The following is a 17,436-nucleotide window of genomic DNA, read 5'->3' as shown; positions in this document are numbered from 1 at the left end:
CGTGCCCCGGCGGGGGCTGTCGCGGCGCGGGGTGTTCGGGCTGGCGGGCGCGGGTGTCACGACCGCCGGGCTGGGCGCGGCGGCGGGCGCGCTGGGCGTGCGGGTGGCCGCTCCCGCCGCGGCGGGCCCCGACCCGACGGCCGCCGTGCCGTTCCGGGGCGCCCACCAGGCCGGGATCACCACCCCGGCGCAGGACCGGATGCACTTCGTGGCGTTCGACGTGACCACCACCGACCGGGAGGCGCTGGTCGGCCTGCTGCGGGACTGGACCGCCGCCGCCGAGCGGATGACCTCCGGGTTGGAGGCGGCCGAGGGCGGCGCGGTCGGCGGGTCGCCGCAGGCCCCGCCCGCCGACACCGGCGAGGCGCTGGACCTGCCCGCGTCGGCGCTCACCCCGACGATCGGCTTCGGCCCGTCCCTGTTCGACGGCCGCTTCGGGTTGGCGGACCGGCGGCCGGAGGCGCTGGTGGACCTGCCGAGGTTCAAGGGCGACGCGCTGGAGCCCGCCAGGTCGGGGGGCGACCTGTGCGTGCAGGCGTGCGCGAACGACCCGCAGGTGGCGGTGCACGCCGTGCGCAACCTGGCGCGGATCGGGTTCGGCAGGGCGGCGGTGCGGTGGTCCCAGCTGGGGTTCGGGCGCACCTCGTCCACGTCGACCGCGCAGGCGACCCCGCGCAACCTGTTCGGGTTCAAGGACGGCACCAACAACCTGAAGGCCGAGGACCCGGCGGCGCTGGAGCGGCACGTGTGGGTCGGGGAGGGCGACGGCCCGGCGTGGATGGTCGGCGGCACCTACCTGGTGGCGCGGCGGATCCGGATGCACGTGGAGACCTGGGACCGCGCCCCGCTGGCCGAGCAGGAGGCGATCACCGGGCGGCACAAGGGAAGTGGCGCGCCGCTGGGGCAGCGGGACGAGTTCGACCCGGTGGACACCTCGGTGCTCGGCGCGGGCGGCGAGCCGGTGGTGCCGGTGAACTCGCACGTGCGGTTGGCGTCGGAGAACCTGGGCGGGGCGCGCATCCTGCGGCGGGGGTACAACTTCACCGACGGCAGCGACGGGTTCGGGCACCTGGACGCGGGGTTGTTCTTCGTGTGCTTCAACCGGGACAGCCGGAGCCAGTTCATCCCGCTGCAGCGCGTGCTGGCGGGCGCCGATCCGATGGTGGAGTACCTGGAGCACAACGGTTCCGCGCACTTCGCGGTGCCGCCGGGGTTGCGGGAGGGCGAGTTCTGGGGTCAGGCGCTGTTCGCCTGACCCCCCGGTGTCCCCCGCGCGGGTTCCCTCGCGCGGCGGTGACGGATGGTCCGGTGCAACCGTTCCGAGTACCATCCACGCCGTGACCGAGGCCACGCGCGGGGACACCACCGGTGGGTCGGCCCGCCGCAGGCCGGGGGCACTGGCCGCCGAAGTGCTGAGCGCGCTGGTGCGGGCCGGGAAAGCGCTCACCCCGGCGGAGGTGCTGGAGCGGTTGGACTCGGCGGGGGCGCGGTCGTACAGCGCGGTGGTGACCACGCTGACGCGGCTGCACGAGAAGGACGCGGTGACGCGGGTCAAGGACGGGCGCGCGTACCGGTACTCGGCGATGGCGGACCCGTCGGCGCTGGTGGCCTGGCGGATGGCGCGGCTGCTGGACGCGGAGGCGGACCACGCGCCGGTGCTGACGCGGTTCGTGCGGGGGTTGAGCCCGGCCGACGAGGCGGTGCTGCGCGGGTTGCTGGCGGACGACGGGGACTAGTCCCGCGCCGGGGAACGAGATCCGGCGACGGCGAGGTCCGCGCGCTGGCGAGGTCCGCGCGCCGGTCAGCCGGTCTGCCGCCGCCGGTACGCCTTCGTCTTGGTCCGGTTGCCGCACACCGCCATCGAGCACCACCGGCCGCCACCGTTGCGGGAGGTGTCGTAGAACGCCCACCGGCAGTCCGGGGCCGCGCACAGCCGCACCCGCCGCCACCGGCCGTCGCCCACGGTCGTCACCACGAGGTCCAGCAGCGCGTCCACCCCCGGCGCCACCGGTTCCGCCGCGACGCGCAGGTCCCCCTCGCCGTCCGGGACGAGCCGGAGCGGGAACGCGAGCGGCGCGGTGCCCGGCTCGGCCAGCGAGCGGCGCAGCGCGGCGCGCAGCTCCCGCGCCGCCGCCAGGTGCGCGGCGCTCGGGCGGGTCCCCTCGGGCGCGAGGCCGTGGCGCGCCAACCATCGCGCGAGCGCCGCCCCGGAGGTCAGCTCGTCCGTCGGCGCGTGCGCCTCGCCGTGCCTGCTGAACGTCCGCTCGTCGAGCGTGTTGAGGAACGCCTCGACCACGTGCACCCGGTCTTCCACGACACCATCGTAACTCCCCACTGGTGTCCCAGCGACACCGGTGTTACGTTTTAGCGGTGTCGAATCAACCGGTTCTCTCCGTGTCCGACGACGACCTGGCAGACCTGCGCGACCGACTCCGCCGCACCCGCTGGGCCGCGCGCTGGCCCGCCCCCGCCTGGGAGGCGGGCACCGACCCCGACGAGCTGGAGCGGCTGGCCCGCCACTGGGCGGACGGCTACGACTGGCGCGCCCGCGAGGCCGAGATCAACGCCCTCCCCTCGCACTTCGCCGAGGTCGACGGCGTCCGGCTGCACTACCTGCGCTACGACGGCGCGGACGACGCGCTCCCGCTGGTGCTCACCAACGGCTGGCCGAGCACCTTCTACGAGCTGGTCGGGCTCGCGGAGCGCTTGGCGGCCAGGGGTTTCACCACGATCGTCCCCTCCCTGCCCGGCTACCCGCTCTCCGCGCCCCGGCCGTCGCTCACCTCCACCCCGACCCACGAGCTGTGGCACCGGCTGATGCGCGAGGAGCTGGGCTTCGCCCGCTACGGCGCGCACGGCGGCGACCTCGGGGCGGGCGTGTCGACGCTGCTGGCCAAGGCGCACCCGGAGTCCGTGGCCGGGCTGCACCTGATGGCCGTCGCCCCGCCCACCTCGTTCGACACCTCGGCCCTGACCGACGCCGAGCGCGCCCACCTCACGCGGATGCGCGAGTGGTGGAACGAGGAGGGCGCGTACGAGCACCAGCACCGGACCCGCCCGCTCACGCTCGCGCCCGCGCTGTCCGACTCGCCGGTCGGCCTGCTGTCGTGGGTCCTGGAGAAGTACCGCGCGTGGAGCCACACCGGGCTTCGCGCGCACAGCGACGACTTCCTGCTCACCCAGGCGTCGCTGTACTGGTTCACGAACTCGATCGGGACGTCGCTGCGGCCGTACTACGAGCGCGGTCGCGCGCCGGAGCCCGACGCGCGCCGGGTGGAGGTCCCGACCGCCGTGGCGCTGTTCCCCGGCGACCTGGCGATCCCGCCGAGGGAGTGGGCGGAGCGGACCTACCGGGTCACGCGGTGGACCGAGATGCCGCGCGGGGGCCACTTCGCGCCGGTCGAGGAACCGGAGCTGCTGGCCGACGACCTGGCGGGGTTCTTCGGCGACCTGCGCTGAGAGCCGCCGGAAAGCGTTGCGCCGCAACAAAAAGGCCGGGCGCGGCCCTCAGGAGGAGGACCGCGCCCGACCACCGGTTCCGCGCGGACTACTCGCCGTCCGCCACCGGGACGTCCGCCACCGGGGCCTCGGCCGCCGGACCGCCCGCAGCCACCGAGTGGTGCCGACCGATCGGCAGCATGAGCGGCTTGCCGGAGACCGGGTCGGCGATCACCCGGCAGTCCAGGCCGAACGTCGCGCGCACGCCCTCCTCCGTCAGCACCTCCTCCGCCGGCCCCGCCGAGTGCAGCGCGCCGTCCGCCAGCGCGATCAGGTGGTCGGCGTACCGGGCGGCGAGGTTCAGGTCGTGCAGGACCATCACGATCGTCGTGCCACGGGCGCGGTTCAGGTCGGTCAGCAGGTCCAGGACCTCCACCTGGTGGCTCACGTCCAGGAACGTCGTCGGCTCGTCCAGCAGCAGCAGGTCGGTCTGCTGGGCCAGGACCATCGCGATCCACACCCGCTGCCGCTGCCCGCCGGACAGCTCGTCGACCGAGCGCTCGGCGAGGTCGGCGGTGGAGGTGGCGTCGAGCGCGGCGGCCACCGCGACGTCGTCCTCCTTGCTCCAGCGGGACATGATGCCCTGGTGCGGGTGCCTTCCCCGGCCGACCAGGTCGGTCACGGTGATGCCCTCGGGGGCGATCGGGGCCTGCGGGAGCAGACCCATGACGCGCGCGAGCTCCTTGGCGGGCATCTTGTGCACGAGCTTGCCGTCGAGCAGGACCTTGCCGCCCTTGGGCGCGAGCAGCCGGGACATCGAGCGCAGCAGCGTGGACTTGCCGCAGGCGTTCGCGCCGACGATCACGGTGATCCTGCCGGGCGGGATCTCCAGGTCGAGCCCGCTGATGACCGTCCGGTCCCCGTAGCCGATGGTCAGGTCCTCGACCGCGAGGGTGTGGGTGGTGGTCACAGCGAGCCTCCGGCACGGTTGGTGCGGATGATGAGGTAGATCAGGTAGGGGGCGCCGAGGACGCCGGTGACGACGCCGACCGGGTAGCGGGCGGGCAGCAGGTACTGGCCGCTGTAGTCGGCCACCAGCACCAGCAGCGAGCCGACGAGCATCGCGGGCACCAGCAGGGAACCGCCGGGGCCGACCAGCCTGGCCGCGATGGGACCGGCCAGGAAGGCGACGAACGCGATCGGTCCGCAGGCGGCGGTGGCGAAGGCGATCAGGCCGACCGAGGCGACCACGACGGTGAGCCGGACCAGCTCGACCCGCACGCCGAGCGCGCCCGCCGCGTCCTCGCCCAGCTGCATCGCGCCCAGGCGCCGGGTCTGGGCCAGCAGCACCGGGACCAGCACGAGCGAGGCGAACAGCACGGGCAGCACGTCGGTCCACGAGGAGCCGTTGAGGCTGCCGGTCAGCCACACCAGGGCTTCCTGCAGGTCCCACTCGCCGGCGCTGTCGAGGATCCAGTTGATGGCGCTGTGCAGCATGGCGGCGGTGCCGATGCCGATCAGGATGAGCCGGGTGCCCGCGCCGCCGGACTTGAACGCCAGCAGGTAGACCAGCAGCGCGATCAGCAGTCCGGCGACGATCGCGAACGCGGCGACGGTGGCGCCGGACAGGCCCAGCACGACGATCGCGAACGCGGCGGCGGCCGAGGCGCCCGCGCTGATGCCGATGATGTCGGGGCTGGCCAGCGGGTTGCGCAGCATGGTCTGGAACGCCACGCCGCCGAGGCCGAAGCACAGACCGGCCAGGGTGGCCAGGACGGTGCGGGGGAGGCGGAGCCTGCCGACGGTGAACGAGGCGCCGGGCACCTGCTCGCCGAGGATCACCGCGATGACGTCGGACGGCGGGTAGTACCGCTGGCCGAACATCAGCGACACGGCGATCATCACCAGGATGAGCGCGGTGAGCACCGCGATGACGATCCGCCTGCGGCGGGCGTTGCGGCGGCGGGTTCGGGTGACCGCGTCCAGTGTGGACGGTGCGGCGGCGGCGACGGCGCCGAGGGCCGCAGCGCGGTGGGCGGCGCGGGTGGCGGTGTCGGTCACAGCGATCGGACCTTCTGTCGGCGGACGATCCAGATGAAGAACGGCGCGCCGATCAGCGCGGTGATGATGCCGACGTCGATCTCCTCGGGCCGGGTGACCACGCGGCCGAAGACGTCGGAGGCGGTGAGCAGCGCGGCCCCGCCGATGGCGGAGAACGGCAGCAGCCAGCGGTGGTCCGGGCCGACGAGGAGCCTGCACAGGTGCGGCAGGACCAGGCCGACGAACCCGATGGGGCCCGCGGCGGCGGTGGCCGCTCCGCACAGCACGACCGCGCCGACGGAGGCGAGGGTGCGGGTGAGCAGCACGCGCTCGCCGAGCCCGGCGGCGACGTCGTCGCCCAGCGCCAGGGAGTTCAGACCGCGCGCGGTGGCCAGGCACAGCAGCAGGCCGACGGCCAGGAACGGCAGCACCTGGGCGATGCCCTCGTAGGAGCCGCCGCCGACGCCGCCGATCTGCCAGGAGCGGAACGTGCCGGAGATGTCGTTGCGGGACAGCACGACCGCGCTGATCAGCGAGGTGAGCGCGGCCGACGACACGGCGCCCGCGAGGGCGAGCTTGAGCGGGGTGGGGCCGCCCCTGCCGAGGGAGCCGATGGTGTAGACGAGCACGGCGGTGACGGCCGCGCCGAAGATGGCCACCCAGATGTGGGCGGAGGCCTTGACCAGGCCGAAGGAGGTCATGCCGACCGCGATGGCCAGCGAGGCCCCCGCGTTGATGCCGAGGATTCCGGGGTCCGCCAACGGGTTCCGCGTCACGCCCTGCATGACCGCGCCGGAGATGCCGAGGGCGGCGCCGACGACGATGGCGAGCAGGGTGCGGGGCACGCGCTTGGCGACAGCGGCCTGCGCCAGGGTGTCCTGCGAGCCGCCGAGCCCGGCGACGACGTCGTCGAAGCCGATGTCGCGGGCGCCGAGCACGACCGAGGCGAGCGCGGTGGCGGCGAGGACGCCGAGCAGCACGACCAGCCAGGTGGTCCGGACACGAGCAGGGTGCCGCCTCTCGGCGGCACCCTGCTCGGACCGGTGGGTCGCGGTGGTCACTTCACCTTGTCGGCGGCAGCGGCGATCTTGCCCGCGTACTCGTCGAGCACCCACGACACGGACATCGGCGTGGGGTTGGCGGCGGTGCCCGCCGGGCCGCTGCCGGAGAGCATCACGACGGCGCCGTTGGCGACGGCCGGGAGCTTGGACATCAGCGGGTCGGCCTGGAGCGCGGCCAGGACGGTGTCGTCGCCGTAGCCGATGATGATGTCGACGTCGTTGAACACGTCGATCTGCTCGGTGCTCTGCTTGAGCGAGAACTTGTCGGTGGTGGCCGACAGGTCCGCGATGGACTTCGGGTGGGTCATGCCCAGGTCCTCGAAGAACATGGCGCGGGTGTCGTGCGTGGTGTAGAAGCCGACCTGGCTCAGGTTGGTGGTGTCGAAGTGCGTCATGAACATCGCCGACTTGCCGACCAGCTGCGGGTGCTTGGCCTTGGTGTCGGTGATCTGCTTCTCGATGTCCGCGATCAGCTTCTCGCCGTCGTCGGCGCGGCCCATGGCCTTGCTGCTGAGCTCGATGCTCTCGCGCCACGGGGTGGCCCAGGCGGTCTTCGGGTAGGCTACGACCGGCGCGATGTCGCTGAGGGTCTTGTAGTCCTCGGCGGTCAGGCCCGAGTAGGGGGCCAGGATGACGTCGGGCTTGGTGTTGGCCACGCCCTCGAAGTCGATGCCGTCGGTCTCGTCGAACAGGACCGGGGCCTCGCCGCCGAGCTCCTTGAGCTTCTCGGAGACCCAGGGCAGGACGCCGTCGCCGTCGTCGTCGCCGAAGTTGGCCTTGGCCATGCCGACGGGCACGACGCCCAGCGCGAGCGGGACCTCCTGGTTGGCCCAGTTGACCGTGGCGATGCGCTCGGGCTTGGCCTCGATGGTGGTCTTGCCGAGGGCGTGCTCGATGGTGATCGGGAACGCGCCGGAGTCCCCGGCCGGCTGCGAGCTGGGAGCGGCGGTGTCGGACCCACCGGAGGAGCAGGCGGTGAGGACGATCGCTGCGGCTGCGGCGATGGCGCCGACTCGCAGGCGGTTTGTGCGCACGGGGGGACCCTTCTCGAAAATCAGCGAAAGCGACGCCTCGGCCGGTTCGCGGCGCGGCGTCACCGGGCGGTCGCGACGCTGCGTGACCCCCCGTAAGTTTGCTTAGCCTAACCTCATGGACCACCCAGAGATCAAGCTGAGCGGGCGGTTTCCCCGTGTGATCTGAGTCGGACATCGCCGACCAGCGTGACGAAACGGGCGCGAAGGGTCACCGGGTGCGGGCGCGCCGGTGTCACGCGCCGCAGTGGCCGCCCGGAGCATAGACGTTCGGGTGGCGAACGATCGGCGCAGGCCGCGCCGGGTGGCGCCGCGACGGGTTTCCAGGGGTCGCTTTCCAGGGGGTGCTCCCGGTCCGGACACACCGGTTCCCCGGTCCGGACATGCCGGTTCCCCGGTGCGGACTGGCCGCGCCGGGGAACCGGGGTGGATCGGATCGTCGGGGTCAGCCCCGGACGATCGTCAGCCCGTAGGCCGACAGGATCTCGCCGAGCGGGTTGTAGTAGCAGGTCGCGGTGTTGCCACCGGAGACCACGCCCTGGCCCTGGCCGGCGCTGGTGATGAAGCCGCCGCCGGAGTCACCGGCCTGGCAGCGCACGTTCGAGGCGGTCAGACCGGTCACCGTGCCCTCGGCGTAGCGGACGGTCTGGTTGGCCGCGCCCCTGGTGCCGCAGGTCCAGCCGGTGGTGGAGCCGGACTTGCAGATGGCCGCGCCCTGGGCCGCGACGGTGGTGCCGACGACGCGGACGCTGCCGACCAGGCCCTGCGGGGTCCAGCTGGAGTTGGTGCGCACGTAGGCGTAGTCGTTGCCGGGGAACGAGACGCCGCCCCAGGTGCCGAGCGCGGTGCCGTTGCGCGAGAGCGCGCCGCCGCCGGTCAGCGCCTGGCAGTGGCCCGCCGTGACGAAGCCGGTGGTCACCGACAGGCCGGCGGAGCAGCGCGAGGAGCCGATGTTGTAGGCGTCGCCGCCCTTGATGTTGGCGAACGTGGTCGGGGCGTCGGCCTCGACGACGCGCACGTCCGAGCCGGCGAACGCGGCGGCGTCGGCGGCCTTGCCGGGCAGCGCGGTGACGACCACGGTGTTGGTCTTGCTGTCGGCGTACCAGCCGGTGACCGAGGCCGGGGCGGACTTCTCGACCGCGTTGAGCTGGGCGACCTTGGCGTCGAGCTGGGCGGCGCTGCGGGCGACCACGGTGGCCTCGGCGCCAGCGGCCTTGACCTCGGCGGCGTCGGCCGCGTCGGTCACGGCGACGGTGAGCTTGCCCGTGGAGATGTCGAACCAGGCGCCGCCGAAGGACGAGCCGAGGCTGGTGCGCAGCGAGCCCTCGGTGGCGGTGGCCGCGTCCTGCTTGACCATGAGGGTCCGCGCCTCGGCCGCGTCCAGGCCGAGGTCGCGCTGCATGGCGCTGACCAGGCCGGGGTGGGCGGCCTCGAACGCGGGGGCGCCGTCGGTGGAGGCGGGCTGCGCCGAGCCGGGCATCCCGTTCAGGATCGCCAGCGCGGCGGCGGCGAGGACGACGCCCGAGGTGCGGGCGACTTTCCGTGCGGTCATGTTGTCTTCTCCTCGGATGCAGGGACCGGGCGGCCGGGTGCAGGACCGGCTGTCCGGGCATTCCAGGACCGGGGCGGCGAATGATCGACTTACCCGTTCGGGTGTCGCTCTTCCGGACCACCCTCCGAGGGTGAGACTAGGAATGGGCGAAGGTGTTACACAATGGTCCGATTAGGGTTAAAACGTGTCACAGCCGGATGTTCGACGCACGTTCCGTAATCAGTGCAGGAAGCACCCGGAACGCGGATTTCAAAACCCTACTAACCACCCGCCGCTGAACGGAGCACCGGTTTCCGACCTGCGGGGGCAGCGACGTCGGGCGGAATCGGCGCAGGTGGGCGGCGTGGCGACGCGCCCGTCGCCGCACGGGACGACGACCGGTAGTGCACGAGGCCCGGCCGACCGGGGGTTGACGGGGACGGGCGCGCACGTCACCCGGCGAATTCCGGGTGCGTTGTGCTCGCTTTTCACCCGACGCCGACCAGAAATCCCCGCGCCGCCCCGTTCACCCCTTGTCGAGCCACGGCGGCGGCGTGGGCTTGCCCGGCCGGGGCAGGATCGGCTCGCGCACGCCGCGCGGGTCCCTGATCCGCCAGCGCGCCTCGCCGAGGGCGATCACGGCGAGCGCCGTGGCGCACAGCGCGGCCACCGCCAGCGCCACCCGGTCGCCCCGCAGCACGGGCACGGCGGTGAGGACCACCCCTCCGCCCGAGACGACCAGCGCCATGAACAACGCCGCACCGTTCAGCTTCGGCCGCCCGACCGGCTCGGCGGTGTTCCCGGCCCGCCCGCGCGCGCCGATCTCGCCCAGCAGGCGATCGGCCCGCCCGCACCAGACGACGACCGCCGCACCGATGGCGACCGCGAGCAGCAGGAGCCAGACCACGCCCGTGTTCCGGTGCGGCGAGAACCGGTCGTTCCGCTCCAGGTCGACCGGGACGCGCTTCCCGATGTCGGCGGGCGTGAGGTAGCCGTCGACCGACGCTCGCGACCGCAGCACCTCGCCGTCCGCGCTGACCACCTTCGCCCGGCAGCGCCACCACGTGCCGATCCCCCGGTGGGACACCGGCCCGTTCTCCACGCAGGAGGTCGCGACGATCCCCGGCAGGTCGGGCCGCTCGGACTTGTCGACGTCGTCCAGCGCGGACGCGAGCGCGCTGACCGCCAGCAGGGCGAAGACGACGGGGAGCACGCCCAGCAGGAGCACCGCGCGCAGCAGCCCTCCCCCACCGCTCGGGACGGCCTGCACCGGGGGGAGGGCGGGCGCGGGCTCCGGGACCACCTCGGGTGCCTCGTCCGTCCCGGCCTCCCTGCGGGCCTTCTCCTCGTTGTACCTGTCCACGCTCGCAGCCAGCTTCTTGCTGTTCGCGGCGAGCGCCGGGGCGGCCAGCAGCGCCCAGACGAAGAGCGCGGGGATGATCCCGATGGCGGACAGGAAGAGCCAGATCCCGGTGCCGCTGCCGTCGTAGGGCTGCATCTGCCCGTTGCGGTTGATGTTGACCGGGACCTGCTCACCGATGTCGTCCGGCGTCAGGTACCCGCTGGCCGACACCTCCCGCAGCACCTTCCCGTCCACGTCGGTCAGCAGCGCCCGGCACTCCCACCAGGTGCCGAACCCCCAGAAGGAGATCGGCCCGTGCTCCTCGCAGGAGGTCACCGCGAGCACCGGCGTGCTGGGGCGCGGGGAGGTGTCCACGTTGGTCACGTAGGTGAAGATCCCGCTGGCGAGCACCAGGTAGGCGACCACCGGGTAGACCACCAGCGCCCCGAACGCGCCGAGCAGGCGGAGCAGCACCTTCACCGTCAGCCCTGGCCGTTCTTCTTCTCGTCGGCGAACAGGTCGCCGGTCACGCGGTCGACGGACTTGGCGCCCTCCTTGCCGAAGTCCACCAGGAGCTTGTGGGCCATCGCGGGCGTGTTCTTGATGGTCTCGACCGCGCCCTGCCTCGCCTCCTTGGCCGCGTACTGGACCAGCCCGGTGCCCACGGTCCTGGACAGCGCCTCGCGGACCGCGTCGAAGATCGCGCCCGCGCGCTGGAACAGCCCCTGGGCGTTGCGGAACGCGGTGCTGAGCCTCTTGCACCAGTCCATGATCTTGCGGGCGTAGCCGATGGCCAGGGTGACGCACTCGGCCACCGCTCCCGCGACGCCCGCGCCGAACGCGGCCATCGCAGGCCCCCAGCGGATGCAGATGCTGACGAACTTCCCCGCGGCCTCGGCGATCAGGTCGCGGACGATCCCGCGCACCACGTTCAGGATCGTCTTGCAGACGGTGACCAGCACGGAGACGGCCGAGGCCCCGCTGCCGACGGCCGCGTACGAGTCGGCGCGATCCTTGGCCCACCGCTCGTAGGCGCGGAACTCGTCGCCCTCCCACTGGGCGGCGTCGGCGCCGACCCAGCCCTTGAGGTCGTTCGCGACCTGGTCGAAGCGGGTGCCGACGTTGCCCCACGTCTTGGTCATGACGTCGAGCTGCTGCTGGTCGCCCGTGAGCCAGTCGAGCGGTTCCTTGAGGAACCACACGTGCTCCATCAGCCAGCCGAACCCGGCGCTGAACAGCCCGGCGAGCGGGTCGGCCAGGAAGCCGGAGACGCCCAGGGCGCCACCGGCCACGTTCATCAGGCCTTCGGCGAAGTCGCCCTTGCTGACCGCCGTGACCACCTCGGTCGCGTCGTGCAGCAGGCCAGCGCCCTCGGTCGCTTTGACGTCCTCGGCCTTGGCCACGAGTGGGTTGTTCATCCGTTGTGCATCCCGTCGAACGCGGAGACCCTGGCCTGCTCGTTGTGCCTGATGTCCAGGGCCATCGCCCCGAACGCCCGGTGGTGCTCGACCGCCGACTCGGCCGCCTCGTCGATGGCGCTGCCCGCCATCGCCTGCGCGGCGGCGCAGATCGCCATCAGCGGCGCGCCGAGGGCGCCGAACGCCATCGGGTTGGAGGTCTGCTCCACGGCGGACACCGCCTCGTTGATGCGCGCGCCCACGTCGTCCAGCTTGGACAGGTGGGCGCGCAGCTCGCCCTCGTCGCTGCTGTGCCTCATCGCAGGAACCCCCCGTCGCCGAAGTCCTCGTCCTCGTCACCGCGCGGCGCGGGACGCCTGGTCGGGGGTGGCGGCGGTGGGGGTGGCGGCGCGTCGTCCTCGATCGCGCCGAGGCGGGGCTGGTCGCTGCCGTACCCGCCGCCGCCCGGCCGGTAGCCCGGCGGGGGCGGGGGTTGGGCGCTGCGGAGCTTGTCGACCATGAAGGCCATCGCCTCCGAGTCCGCCCCCAGCACCGGCGACATGGCCTCTTGGACGGCCGTCGCGACCTTCGACTGCGCGGCCTGCAGCACCCTGAGCACGTCCTGGGCGACGGTGTCGCCGTCGCGGCGCTGGAGCGAGTTGCCGAGCTTGAGGTCGACGAGGTTGCCCGCGTCGTTGACCGTGACGGTGATCTGGCCGTCGGCGCTGCGCTCGGACACGCGCAGGCCCGCCAGGCCCTCGCGGAGCGCGTCCCCCTTGCGCTGGGCCTCCGCCAAGCGCGCTTCGTACTGGCTGAACAGCTGGTCCGGGTCGACCATCAGCCCTCCCCCCTGGTGCGGCCGAATTGACCGAACGTAATCAGGGGGCGGTAGATCGTTCAGTCATTTCTGCGGTTTACCAGGGAAGTCACACTTTTCGCCGAAGAAGACCTGACGGTGGGTAGTGGACCACTCGCGTTAGGGGGTTCGCCTGGGGGTGGCGGGCGGCGGGAACAGCGGCATCCTCGGCTTGCCGTCGTCGGAGGGCGACGGGTCGGCGGCTCGCGGTTCCCGGTGGGGTTCGGCGGGGCCCGGCTCGACGGGGCGGGGTTCGACCGGCCTGGGCTCGGTGGGGCCGGGGTCGACGGGCCTGGGTGCGGTGCGGCGGGGTTCGGTGTGCCTGGGCTCGGCCTGGCGGTGCGGTTCGACCGGGCGGGACGGGTCCACCGGGCGGTGGTGACCGGCCGGGCGGGCGGGTTCGACCGGGAGGGGCTGGTCGACGGGGCGCAGGTGGCCGCCCTTGCGGGGCGGGTCGGCCGGGCGGAGGTGGCCCGCCGGGCGCGGGTGGTCGCCGTCGTGGAACGGGTCGGCCGAGGGCGCCTGCACGGGGACCGGGCGCGCCGGGGCCGGAGGCTGCACGACCGACGGCGTCGGGAACTGCGGCGCCACGACCTGCGGTGTCGGGAACTGCTCGACCGGTTCGCGCACCGGCTCCCCCACGGGCTCCAGCACCTGCCCGGAGAACCGCCCCGCCCCCTCCCGCGACTGGGCCGAGGGCTTCACCCGCTCCGGCACCACGTCGCTCGTGGCCCGCACCGCCTGCAACAACCGCAGCACCTCGGCCGCCACCGCCGCCCCGTCGTGGTGGCGCAGCGACTCGCCCAGCTTCAGGTCCACCAGGTGCCCCGAGTCGTCCACGGTCACCGCGATCTCGCCGTCCGCGCTGCTCACCACGACCCGGAAGGTCGCCACCGGCTCGCCGTCCGCCGCCTCGGCGCGCTGCGCCCTGGCGAACTGCTCCTCGTACCTGCTGAAGAACTGGCCCGGATCGGCCATCGCCCCTCCTCCGCCCGCGCGCGCCCGACACTCCGACCGGACGACGGTAGACGCCGCGCGCGCCCGGCGGCAGCGGTTTGCGGGATTGGTCTCCCGGCTGGTCAGCGCGGGTGCGACGGGCCGGTCGCCGGGCGCGCGCGGACGGTCACCGCCGCGTCACCCCCGGTCGAGCTGGTCGTGCCGGTCGGCGAGGGTCCTGGCCAGGTCGACCAGCTTCACGTTCAGCTCCTGCGAGGTGCGCCGCAGCAGCGCGAACGCCTCGTCGGCGCTGATCCCCCGCCGGGTCATCAGGATGCCCTTGGCCTGCCCGATGACGTCCCGGCTGTCCACCGCCCGCCGCAGCTGGGCCTGCCGCAGGTCGGCGACCTCGGCGGTGTGGGCGTGCGCCAGGGCGAGCGAGGCGTGCGTGGCGAGCAGCAGCGCGACGTGCCGGTCGTCGGCGGTCAGCGCGCCCGGCTCGCGCGAGTACACGTTGAGCGCCCCGGACACCCCGCCCTCGGACGGCAGCAGCTCGGTGGCGAGCACGCAGTGGTACCCGTGCCGCACTGCCTCGGCGGCGAAGCCGGGCCAGCGCGACTCGGTCCGCAGGTCGCCGCTCTCGGCGTAACCGGGGCCGTCCGGCCGCGCGGTGTCCACGCACGGCCCCACCCCGTCCCGGTACTGCGCCCGGTCCAGCGCGGTCGCGACCGGGTCGGTCTCGACGGGGCTGGAGAACGAGCCGTCCGGGCCGCGCAGGGTGATGCTGGCCAGGTCGGCGCCGGGGATGACCTGCGTCGCCGCGTCCACGACCTTGCCCAGCGCCTCGGCGGCGGTGCGCACGTCCAGCAGCGCCCGCGTGACCCCGTCGAGCTGCTTGAGCAGCAGCTCGGTCCCCTCCTCGGGCAGCAGGCCACCGCCGTCCCGGAGCATCGATCCCCCTCGGCCACCAGCGACCGGGCACCGCGCCACCGGTCGTCGCACCGACCCTACCCCGGTGGACCGGGACAAGCGGTCGGGCGCGTCCCCGGCTACCCGCCCCGGTCAGCGCCGGACGACGCGGACGGTGTCCAGGTCCGAGTCGGTCGGGTCGGGCAGGTACATGCCCGCGTCCCGGCCGCTGCGCAGGTAGTCCACCACCGGTCGGGTGATCACCTCACCGGGGAGCGCGGCGGGCACGCCCGGCGGGTAGGGGCTGATCGTCTCAGCGCAGATCCGGCCGACCGCGCGCTCCAGCGGCACGTGCTCGGCGTCGGCGAAGAACGCCTCGCGCGGCAGCAGCGCCTGCTCCAGCTCCAGCTCGCCGGGGTCGGGGACGTCCACGCGGGCCGCGCGGGGCAGGTCGGGGGCGTGCGCGGCGAGGTCGGTGACGGCGGCGACCAGGCGGTCGGTGGTCTTCTCGTCGTCGGCGACGGTGATCTGCGCGGCGATCCTGCGGTGGTCGGACAGGCCGACGTCGACCCGGTGGTGCTCGCGCAGCCACTCGTTGGCGGTGTAGCCGGAGATGCCAAGGTCGGCGAGGTCGAGCACGATCTTGAGCGGGTCGTGGTCGTCGGCCTTGCCCGGTCCGACGACGTCGTCGCGGCCGACGACGGTGACCGCGCCCGCCAGGCGCGCGCGGACGTCGGCGCCGAGTTCGAGGGCGCGGTCGAGCAGCTCGCGGCCGTGCTCGACCATCTGCCGCCGCCAGCCGTCGAGCCCGGCGTGGACCAGCGCGGACGGGCTGGTGGTGTCGAGCAGGTCGGCGCGCATCCGCAGCACGGCGGGGTCCACCCGGTCGCCCCTGAGGTGGTAGACCGAGCCCTGCTCCAGGCCCGCGCCCATCTTGTGCACGCTGGTCACGCACAGGTCGGCGCCCGCGTCCATCGCCCAGGCGGGCAGGTCGGGGTGGAACGGCAGGTGCGCGCCCCAGGCCTCGTCCACGATCAGCGTCTTCCCCCGGTCGTGGCACAGGGAGGCCACCGATCGGACGTCCGCGCACGTGCCGTAGTCGGTGGGGGTGATCAGCAGCATCCCGGCGGCGTCCGGGGCGCGGTCCAGCGCCTCGGCGACGGCGTCGACGCCGGGCGGGTAGGCCCACTGCCAGTCGGCGTCCCAGCGCGGGTGCACCCACACCGGGTCGACGCCGCTGATGATCAGCCCGGCGACGACGGACTTGTGCGCGTTGCGCGACACCAGCAGCTGCTGCCCCGGTCGGGCGACGGTGATCAGGCAGGTCTTCACGGAGAGCGAGCTGCCGCAGGTGGAGAAGAACGCGTGGTCGGCGTCGACGGCGTCGGCCATGAGGTCCTGGGCCTCGGCGAGCACGCCCTGTGACATGAGGCGGTCGTCCAGGCCGTTCATCAGGATGACGTCGGAGCGGAAGACGTCCGCGCCGAGCACGTCCAGCACGCGCGGGTCCACGCCCCGCCCCTGCTTGTGCCCCGGCGGGATGAACGGGAGGTGCCCCCGCTCGTGGTACCGCTCGATCGCCTCCAGCACCGGTGCTCGCCCGTGATCCATGACCGGACGTGCGCCCCGAGGGGAGGCGCTGAAACGGGACCGGGCGGGTGAACCGGGGCGGTGGGCTCGGACCTGCGGGAGGGGTGGTCCCGCAGGTCCGGTCAGTCCTCGCCGGGCAGCAGACCGGCCGACTTGGCCAGCTCGACGACCTCTTCGCGGTCCTCGGTCTCGGTGCCGAGCTTGCGCGAGACGTGCCGCAACCGCCGGTGCACGGTGCGCGGCGAGATCGCGAGCCGGTCCGCGATCGTGTCGTCGGTCAGGCCCTGCGCCACGCCCTCCAGCACGGTCGCCTCGCGCCGGGTGAGCCGGTAGCCCGCGCGGTCCGGCGGCAGCTCGAAGATCCGGGCCAGCCGCTCGGTCGCGTCCGGGTTCCGGGTCTTGGCCAGCAGCGCGGCCAGGCGGGGGCTGCCGTTGAGCGGGTCGTGGCCCAGCACCAGCAGCACGCGCGCCGCGCTGTCCGCGAGGTACTCCAGGAGCCCTATGGTGCGCGCGTCGGCGTGGTGCACGTCGTCCAGCGCCAGCACGACGCCGGTCTCCCCGCCGACGATCACCAGCGCGGCCCGGACCACGCGCTGCACGTCCTCCTCGGTCAACCCGAGCATGATCCGCGCCCAGCCGCGCTCGTCGAGCTTGCGGAACAGCTTGCGGAGCATCTCGCCGTGCTCGCCGGAGGCGGGGTCGATGGCCTCCATGAACCCGCCGTAGGGAACCTCGGGGTTGTCGACGCGGGCGCGCAGCACCGGCATCCCGAGCCCGACGCCGAGCGTCTCCCACTCGTTCATGCTCAGGTCGCGCGCCTCGCGGGAGGCCGCTCCGACGCCGACGACCCGGAGACCCACCAGCTGTTCCCACCCGTCGAAGCGCCCTTCAGCGGCCACTTCCCGCATAGGTCCCTCCCCCTGACGTCACTCCCCCTGCGGTAAGACAAGGAACAGTCCGAAAGCGTGCAAATACATTTGGTGACAAAAAACCCAGCAGCCGGGTGAACCGCTGAGCCGTACCAGTGACACCCAGGCTAGCCGAATCCCCGCCGCGATATCCGCCCGGCAGGTCACCGCCGACCTGCGATCACGCATCGAAATCGGCAACGGGCTTCCGACCTCGGCAGACGTTCCACAGGGGACGCTGGGTGACGATCGGATCCGGGTTTCACGGGCGGTTCGACGAGGTCGTCGGGGCGGGGAACGGGAGGGGGGAACGGGAGCGGCGCGGGAGCGCGATCCGACGGGTCATACGAGTGACCGGGGTGGTGCGGTCAAATGGGTTCCGCGAGGCTGGGACGTC

General features: G+C 73.4%; 17 protein-coding genes. 3 read left to right on the top strand and 14 right to left on the bottom strand.

The features are described from left to right. Position 1: 1 nt before the first annotated feature. Both efeB and LV78_RS12930 read left to right on the top strand, forming a co-directional pair. On the top strand, positions 2–1,255 hold the full coding sequence (efeB, locus tag LV78_RS12935; RefSeq protein WP_253845573.1) for an iron uptake transporter deferrochelatase/peroxidase subunit: 1,254 nt from the start codon (positions 2–4) through the stop codon (positions 1,253–1,255). Positions 1,256–1,337: 82 nt separating this feature from the next. Next, entirely contained in the window at positions 1,338–1,736 is a 399-nt protein-coding gene (locus LV78_RS12930) for a BlaI/MecI/CopY family transcriptional regulator (protein ID WP_253845395.1), read from the top strand. A gap of 65 nt (positions 1,737–1,801) precedes the next feature. Here LV78_RS12930 and LV78_RS12925 read toward each other — a convergent pair whose 3' ends face one another. Next, positions 1,802–2,314 (bottom strand): CGNR zinc finger domain-containing protein, encoded by a 513-nt coding sequence (locus LV78_RS12925; RefSeq protein WP_253845393.1) that lies wholly within the window; start codon positions 2,312–2,314, stop codon positions 1,802–1,804. 56 nt (positions 2,315–2,370) lie between these two features. Between LV78_RS12925 and LV78_RS12920 the strand changes: the two genes are divergently transcribed. Beyond that, on the top strand, positions 2,371–3,459 hold the full coding sequence (locus LV78_RS12920) for an epoxide hydrolase family protein (RefSeq protein ID WP_253845391.1): 1,089 nt from the start codon (positions 2,371–2,373) through the stop codon (positions 3,457–3,459). Between the two features lie 88 nt (positions 3,460–3,547). Here the strand turns inward: LV78_RS12920 and LV78_RS12915 are convergent, their stop codons facing one another. The 13 genes from LV78_RS12915 to LV78_RS12855 form a co-directional block, all read right to left on the bottom strand. After that, a complete protein-coding gene (locus tag LV78_RS12915; protein ID WP_253845389.1) occupies positions 3,548–4,408 on the bottom strand; it encodes an ABC transporter ATP-binding protein in 861 nt (286 codons plus the stop codon). Next, positions 4,405–5,499 (bottom strand): FecCD family ABC transporter permease, encoded by a 1,095-nt coding sequence (locus LV78_RS12910; protein WP_253845388.1) that lies wholly within the window; start codon positions 5,497–5,499, stop codon positions 4,405–4,407. The genes LV78_RS12915 and LV78_RS12910 overlap by 4 nt, the downstream gene beginning before the upstream one ends. Continuing rightward, positions 5,496–6,539, bottom strand: a complete 1,044-nt coding sequence (locus tag LV78_RS12905) for a FecCD family ABC transporter permease (RefSeq protein ID WP_253845386.1) — start codon at positions 6,537–6,539, stop codon at positions 5,496–5,498. Before LV78_RS12905 ends, LV78_RS12910 begins: the two co-directional genes overlap by 4 nt. Further along, positions 6,536–7,573 (bottom strand): iron-siderophore ABC transporter substrate-binding protein, encoded by a 1,038-nt coding sequence (locus tag LV78_RS12900; protein ID WP_308208707.1) that lies wholly within the window; start codon positions 7,571–7,573, stop codon positions 6,536–6,538. The genes LV78_RS12905 and LV78_RS12900 overlap by 4 nt, the downstream gene beginning before the upstream one ends. Before the next feature lie 442 nt (positions 7,574–8,015). Continuing rightward, entirely contained in the window at positions 8,016–9,122 is a 1,107-nt protein-coding gene (locus LV78_RS12895) for a S1 family peptidase (RefSeq protein WP_253845384.1), read from the bottom strand. Positions 9,123–9,627: 505 nt separating this feature from the next. After that, positions 9,628–10,923 carry a DUF6346 domain-containing protein gene (locus LV78_RS12890; RefSeq protein WP_253845382.1) on the bottom strand — a complete coding sequence of 432 codons (1,296 nt, stop codon included), beginning with the start codon at positions 10,921–10,923 and terminating at the stop codon, positions 9,628–9,630. Between the two features lie 2 nt (positions 10,924–10,925). Next, positions 10,926–11,861, bottom strand: coding sequence for a hypothetical protein (locus tag LV78_RS12885; RefSeq protein WP_253845380.1), 936 nt, complete (start codon positions 11,859–11,861; stop codon positions 10,926–10,928). Beyond that, on the bottom strand, positions 11,858–12,160 hold the full coding sequence (locus LV78_RS12880; RefSeq protein ID WP_253845378.1) for a hypothetical protein: 303 nt from the start codon (positions 12,158–12,160) through the stop codon (positions 11,858–11,860). The genes LV78_RS12885 and LV78_RS12880 overlap by 4 nt, the downstream gene beginning before the upstream one ends. After that, the gene (locus LV78_RS12875) at positions 12,157–12,678 is read right to left on the bottom strand and encodes a YbaB/EbfC family nucleoid-associated protein (RefSeq protein ID WP_253845377.1); all 522 of its coding nucleotides are present in this window, start codon (positions 12,676–12,678) and stop codon (positions 12,157–12,159) included. Before LV78_RS12875 ends, LV78_RS12880 begins: the two co-directional genes overlap by 4 nt. A gap of 138 nt (positions 12,679–12,816) precedes the next feature. Next, positions 12,817–13,674 carry a hypothetical protein gene (locus LV78_RS12870; protein ID WP_253845375.1) on the bottom strand — a complete coding sequence of 286 codons (858 nt, stop codon included), beginning with the start codon at positions 13,672–13,674 and terminating at the stop codon, positions 12,817–12,819. 156 nt (positions 13,675–13,830) lie between these two features. Beyond that, positions 13,831–14,583: a GAF and ANTAR domain-containing protein gene (locus LV78_RS12865; protein ID WP_253845374.1), complete on the bottom strand. Its 753-nt coding sequence runs from the start codon at positions 14,581–14,583 to the stop codon at positions 13,831–13,833. 111 nt (positions 14,584–14,694) lie between these two features. Continuing rightward, positions 14,695–16,152, bottom strand: coding sequence for an aminotransferase class I/II-fold pyridoxal phosphate-dependent enzyme (locus tag LV78_RS12860; protein WP_253845372.1), 1,458 nt, complete (start codon positions 16,150–16,152; stop codon positions 14,695–14,697). Between the two features lie 101 nt (positions 16,153–16,253). Continuing rightward, complete coding sequence (locus LV78_RS12855; RefSeq protein WP_253845371.1) at positions 16,254–17,039, bottom strand: helix-turn-helix transcriptional regulator; 786 nt, start codon at positions 17,037–17,039, stop codon at positions 16,254–16,256. Between the last annotated feature and the right edge of the window lie 397 nt (positions 17,040–17,436).

The sequence above is a fragment of the Actinosynnema pretiosum genome, from assembly GCF_024171695.1.
GTDB lineage: Bacteria > Actinomycetota > Actinomycetes > Mycobacteriales > Pseudonocardiaceae > Actinosynnema > Actinosynnema pretiosum.
The sequence above is the reverse complement of the archived record's forward strand: the minus strand, read 5'-3'. Positions and strand labels throughout refer to the sequence as shown.

Bases quoted from the DNA above. Each gene is read 5' to 3' on its own strand.
- LV78_RS12895 (WP_253845384.1), bottom strand. From the start codon at position 9,122: ATGACCGCACGGAAAGTCGCCCGCACCTCGGGCGTCGTCCTCGCCGCC.
- LV78_RS12885 (WP_253845380.1), bottom strand. From the start codon at position 11,861: ATGAACAACCCACTCGTGGCCAAGGCCGAGGACGTCAAAGCGACCGAG.
- LV78_RS12880 (WP_253845378.1), bottom strand. From the start codon at position 12,160: ATGAGGCACAGCAGCGACGAGGGCGAGCTGCGCGCCCACCTGTCCAAG.
- LV78_RS12875 (WP_253845377.1), bottom strand. From the start codon at position 12,678: ATGGTCGACCCGGACCAGCTGTTCAGCCAGTACGAAGCGCGCTTGGCG.
- LV78_RS12870 (WP_253845375.1), bottom strand. From the start codon at position 13,674: ATGGCCGATCCGGGCCAGTTCTTCAGCAGGTACGAGGAGCAGTTCGCC.
- LV78_RS12865 (WP_253845374.1), bottom strand. From the start codon at position 14,583: ATGCTCCGGGACGGCGGTGGCCTGCTGCCCGAGGAGGGGACCGAGCTG.
- LV78_RS12860 (WP_253845372.1), bottom strand. From the start codon at position 16,152: ATGGATCACGGGCGAGCACCGGTGCTGGAGGCGATCGAGCGGTACCAC.
- LV78_RS12855 (WP_253845371.1), bottom strand. From the start codon at position 17,039: ATGCGGGAAGTGGCCGCTGAAGGGCGCTTCGACGGGTGGGAACAGCTG.